Genomic DNA, 3,136 nt, shown 5'->3' on the forward strand with positions numbered 1-3,136 from the left:
AAGAAAAAAAGAAGTGGTTAAAAAAGAAACCCACTAAATTTACCGATAGCAAATTTGGACAGACTAACAAAGCCTATAAGAGAGACGATTTGTTTGATCCTAATAAAATTGTTAGTTGGACAGTAAAAGGGGAAGAAGTATGGGGCACCAATATTGAGAGAATGGAAACAGGAAGAGCACCTATAGGATATGATGGTGAATCAGTTGAGCTGCATCATCTCTCACAAACGCATGAGAGTCCCATAGCAGAAATTAGCCATGAATCTCATAAAAAATATACTTCTGTGATTCATGATAATCCCAAAACACATCAATCGCTTATAGAGAGAGAAAAGTTTGGTAAGTGGAGAGAGGAATATTGGAAGGAACGCGCTAAAGGATATAGAGAACAAACAAACAATAATTTAGGAGGAACAATCAATATGAAATGGAGTATCATAGGGATAGATTTTGACAGATGGGGACAAGAGCATCGGTAGTAAATGCTCTACGGTTAATTGAAAAGAGAAAAAAGAAGTTTGGAGAATAATTAATGAAAACCTATACCTTAGATGATGTTGCAGTATTAATTGATAAAGTGAATAAATATGATGATGAGATTATCAATTTGGGTACTGCAGACAATGCAGTTGATGATCTACTGATTGAAAAGGCGGAGAAAGCTCTCGGTTTACAATTTACATCTTCTTATAAGAGTTTTTTAAAAAATTATAAAGGAGGAGAAATTGGAGGTTATGAAATCTGTAGCGTTTATAGGGATTGTGGAATAGGTATTGCTGCTGGTGATATTGTTTTTCGCAACTTAAATAATAGAAAAAGGGGTTTTGCGACACCAGAACAGCTTATCGTAAGTAGAACAGATTTTGGTGAGACTTTTTACTTTGATTATACGCAGTTTCGGGATGGTGAATGCCCACTCTATGTCATGCTTCCATCTGAAGATTGCGAATATTACGCAAGTAATTTTTATGAATTCCTTTGCAAAAGAATTAAAGAAAGCGTGGGAGTTGAGATACCTGATGGAGACCAACCAATTGAAAAGATTGAGAACACTCCCACTCCGCAACCTATCCCTTTTTACAAGAGCTTTTGGAAAAAACTATGGAGGAGGGGCAATTGATAGGGGAAATATGTAGCGTTTATGATACAAACTTTGAGATTGTTCGTAGTGATGATATTGTTTATAAAAACTTAAATTATAGAAAAAATGGTTTTGCAACGCCACAGCAACTTATTGTTAGTAGAACCGATTTTGGAGAGACATTTTTCTTCGATTATTCTCAATTCCAGAATGGAGAATGTGCACTCTATTTTGATTTTCCACCCAAAGATCCACAATATTATGCAAGTAACTTCTATGAATTCCTCTGTAAAAGGATTACAGATAATTTGAAGTAAATTTCTTTGTATGGTGGTTTTACTTCCAAATTGCAATGTTAAACCACCATTATTTTTTTCTTTTCAAGAATGCAAGCATCGTTAATATTTTTTAGGGGGGATAATCTATGAAAAGCTATACTTTAGCTGATGTTGCAGTATTAATTGATAAAGTGAGTAAATATGATGATGATATTATCCATTTTCGTACCAAAGATAATGCAGTTGATGATCTTGTGATTGAAAGGGCGGAGAAAGCTCTCGGTTTACAATTCACATCGTCTTACAAGAGTTTTTAAAAAATTATAAAGGCGGGGACATTAGTGGTGAAGAAATCTATAGTCTTTATGAGCATCCTATAGGTGTTTCTGTTAATGACGTTGTTTACCAAAACTTAAATGATAGAAAACAAGGCTTAGCAAAACCACAGCAGCTTGTTGTGAGTAGAACAGATTTTGGTGAAACCTTTTACTTTGATTATACTCAATTTCAGGATGGAGAGTGCCCACTCTATTTTGAGGTAATATCTGGAGATTCCCTTTATTACGCCAGTAATTTTTATGAATTTCTCTGTAAAAGAATTAAAGAGTATGCAGGAGAAGATTTATGAAAACCTATACCTTAGATGATGTTATACAACTAGTTGATAAATAGGATAATTGTGATTTATAGACCGTTATGAAAACATCTCAATAGAAACTGACAATTATAGAGATGAGAAAAATCCTTTTTAATAGATCGTGTCAGTCTTGTCAGTGTTGTCAGTTTTTTTTAGAGCCTATATTATTTTTTAAAATGAGAGAAAATTAAAAACATTATATTTCAATAGGTTAATGTTTTTAAGACATAATTCATATCAATTGTACAATCTTTAAAGATAACCAATGATGTGAATTGATTAAAACTTGTCAGTTATGTGTCAGTAAATTGAATTGATAAACTAGATTATTTTAGTGAGTAATTAAAGTGTGTCTTATGAAAATCGTATGAAAGTGTAAAAACTGATCGCGTTATCAAAATCCCTTTAATGAATTCTTATCAGTCACTTAAATAGATAACCTTATGATTTTAGTGAGTGATTAAAACGTGCTTTATGAAAATCATGTGATCCTTTAAAGTCTTTCAAAAGAATAGAAATGAAGTTAATTAAATCCATTTTGAATGAATTGAGAAAAAACTGAAAAAAATGCTAAAAAGCGGATAATTTTTTTAAAAGAGTTTTTAAATACTGTTTATCTACAGCCTGTGAACAGGGTCAGATCAGCAAAATAGTGAAATTTGCTGTTCATTTCACGAGTTAATCAAGACAAATGCACTAAGTGTTTTAAGATATCAAAATATGTATTTTGAAGCGTTTTATGAGGCAGTTTACAGATAGATTTTGAAGGTTTTTCAAATCCTTAAAACCTTCAAAACTCATAGATGAGGCGTCCTTTGAAGGTTTACTTTATGAATGCAAGGGGACATGGTTTAGCAAATTTATCCTTTATATTTATGGGGATATTGATGTATTAAACATTGACGTGCTAAACAGTTTTGGTTAGAGGTCTTTTTATATAAATATGGGGGAAGAGATTTTCAGCAGTTAAAATAAAGCAGTTTTTGTGTGTCACTTTTCTTTGGTTACAGAGGCATGTGCTTTTTTTAAAAGCGTTATAGGGCAGTGGCTGTTTTGATTGGTATTGTTAGCGGTTCATGAAGTTTTTTTAAAGAGTGCTTCATGAATAGTGCAAAGCGGGGGCAATCTGTATTGTTTTGT

3 protein-coding genes and 1 pseudogene are annotated in these 3,136 nt (G+C 32.5%); all 4 read left to right on the forward strand.

What is annotated here, in order from left to right:
• The coding region (locus ACFIJS_RS08685; protein ID WP_375651209.1) for an HNH/ENDO VII family nuclease at positions 1 to 479 on the forward strand (479 nt) is incomplete at its 5' end.
• A 53-nt stretch (positions 480 to 532) separates the two neighbouring features.
• Complete coding sequence (locus ACFIJS_RS08690) at positions 533 to 1,120, forward strand: SMI1/KNR4 family protein (protein ID WP_375651211.1); 588 nt, start codon at positions 533 to 535, stop codon at positions 1,118 to 1,120.
• Entirely contained in the window at positions 1,117 to 1,398 is a 282-nt protein-coding gene (locus ACFIJS_RS08695) for a hypothetical protein (RefSeq protein WP_375651213.1), read from the forward strand. The genes ACFIJS_RS08690 and ACFIJS_RS08695 overlap by 4 nt, the downstream gene beginning before the upstream one ends.
• A 107-nt stretch (positions 1,399 to 1,505) precedes the next feature.
• Positions 1,506 to 1,984 (forward strand): annotated as a pseudogene (locus ACFIJS_RS08700) (SMI1/KNR4 family protein); the annotation flags it as partial.
• Between the last annotated feature and the right edge of the window lie 1,152 nt (positions 1,985 to 3,136).

Origin of the sequence: Bartonella sp. OT172YNZD (assembly GCF_042193725.1) — a bacterium.
GTDB classification, from domain to species: domain Bacteria; phylum Pseudomonadota; class Alphaproteobacteria; order Rhizobiales; family Rhizobiaceae; genus Bartonella; species Bartonella grahamii_A.